2 protein-coding genes are annotated in these 2105 nt (G+C 58.2%); both read left to right on the forward strand.

The window, feature by feature from the left end; all coding sequences use genetic code 11:
• Positions 1-290, forward strand: a 290-nt coding sequence (locus HMPREF2975_RS12085; RefSeq protein ID WP_227469335.1) for a hypothetical protein, incomplete at its 5' end; no start/stop codon positions are given.
• Positions 291-511: 221 nt separating this feature from the next.
• On the forward strand, positions 512-1996 hold the full coding sequence (locus HMPREF2975_RS08160; RefSeq protein ID WP_227469336.1) for a DEAD/DEAH box helicase: 1485 nt from the start codon (positions 512-514) through the stop codon (positions 1994-1996).
• Positions 1997-2105: the final 109 nt, after the last annotated feature.

Genomic DNA, 2105 nt, shown 5'->3' on the forward strand with positions numbered 1-2105 from the left:
TCCGCCCCATTCACCTCATGGAAAAACTCTCCAGAATAATCGAAAGATACAGGGCACCAATTTCAATAACCGAACTCAAGAAAACCTACCGGGAAGACGGAGGAAAAGCAAAAAACGAAACAATACTAGGAGCCGTCAATTACCTTCTCGAAAAGAATTATCTAATTGAAAAAGAAGGGCCGAGGAATTCACGATTACTACGCTCAGCACACGTCTACAGGGCTGAAAGCGACGGCATCCCGGTCGGTGGAACGGCTCGCCTCCACGTTGTCGAGGGAGGTCAGGAATGAGTTATCCACAGGCTGATCTGCAGGACAAAACGACCCGTCCCCACCCGTCCCCGACCCGTCCCGGGATGGGTCGTGAGTCGTCCCCCCACCACCCCACCCCCTTACAGGGGGTGGGTACGGGGACGAGTGCCCCGCGGACAGGTGACCCGTCCCCAAAAACAAACCACCACTCGCAAACCGCTTCCCAACCCGCCCACTACCACGCCGCCGCGCAGCGTGGTATGATCACACCAACACCGACCGGCAGCGTGGAGGTCGAAGATAAAAAACACCCGCTGAATTCAAATAACTGGTTTACCCCGCAGCCATACACATATCAAACAATCGGCGCGGTGCGAGCAGTATTCCAAAACCACACTTTAATTGCCGACGAACCCGGCCTCGGTAAAACAATTCAAGCCCTATTAATTGCGGCAATAATAAAACCCCGCCGAATTCTCATAATCTGCCCACCCAGCCTTATAAGTAACTGGGAAAACGAAACACGGCGAAGCGGCATCGCAGAGCACACGCCAGCCAGCACGATCACCACCATCTCCAGCAGCACACGCACACCACACACCTTGCCCGCCGGTGGGATTGTGATCACCAGTGACACGCTCGCCACCAGCCGCATACCACTCTTCCGCCTCCTAGCGGCCTGGCAGCCCGGCCTCCTCGTCTACGACGAAGCCCACCGGGCGAAAAACGTGCGAGCCAAACGCACCCGCACCATGGTCCACCTCGCCAGAAAAGCAGGAAAAACTGTGTGCCTGACTGGTACGCCCATTGTTTCCAGCCCGCTCGACGTGTTCCCACTGCTCACCATGCTCGGCAAAACCAGCTATTTTCCCGCCAATTTCAAAACGTATTACACGCGGGAAAACTACTGGGGCACGCCAGAACCTATCCCCGAGCGCATGCCAGACCTCCATCGCAGGCTCAACGAGCACGTGTGGAGCAGGCGCACCAAAAAAGGCGTCCTGTTCGACCTGCCGCCCAAAACGCGTTACACGCAGCTCGTTGACATTCCCGACATGCAACGCGCCAAAGCGTTCCGGGACGTGGCCGCCAAGCTCAAGCGCAAGGGATACACGCAAGCCGAATTGCAAGACCACGCCAAAGAGTTTGTCTCACAGATGCGGCACGCTACCGGCATTCTCAAAATCGACCCAGCCACAGATTGGATTACCACCCACATCACCGGCACTGGCCGCCCGCTCATCGCATGGTGCATCCACACAGAAGTCATCCACCAGCTGGCCGACAAGCTCACCCACACGCTGCCACACGCCACAGTGCGCACCTACTACGGGGCAACCAGCAAGGCCGAGCGAGACGAAACAGTCCGCGCTTTCCAGTCGGGTAAGGTTGACGTGCTCATCGCACAAATCACCGCTGCGGGAGTCGGTCTCACCCTCACGCGCGCCCAGGACGCCCTCTTCGTCGAAACCGAGTGGACACCCGCACTCGTCACCCAAGCCGAAGACCGCATCCACCGCATTACACAAACCAGCCCCGTCACCATCACCACACTGATCGCACAGGGCACGCTCGACCCCGTCATCCACAAGGTGCTCACCAGCAAAGCCACCACGCTCGACCAGCTCACCCCCGGCAGTGATCATCACGTCGAAGCGAACATCCACACCGAAGGGGCCAGCGTCACCAGGCTCCTCGCTACCATCGCCACCACAATCATCGACACGAAAGGACACCACCAGTGACACGCAACCGCAGGAGCGCCAAGCAGGCAGGAGCACGCTTCGAACGCACTATCGCCAACTATCTCGCCCAGCAGGTAGACGACCGGATCGACCGGAAAGTGCGCACCGG

The organism is Actinomyces sp. HMSC065F12 (genome assembly GCF_001814535.1).
GTDB classification, from domain to species: Bacteria; Actinomycetota; Actinomycetes; order Actinomycetales; family Actinomycetaceae; genus Pauljensenia; species Pauljensenia radingae_A.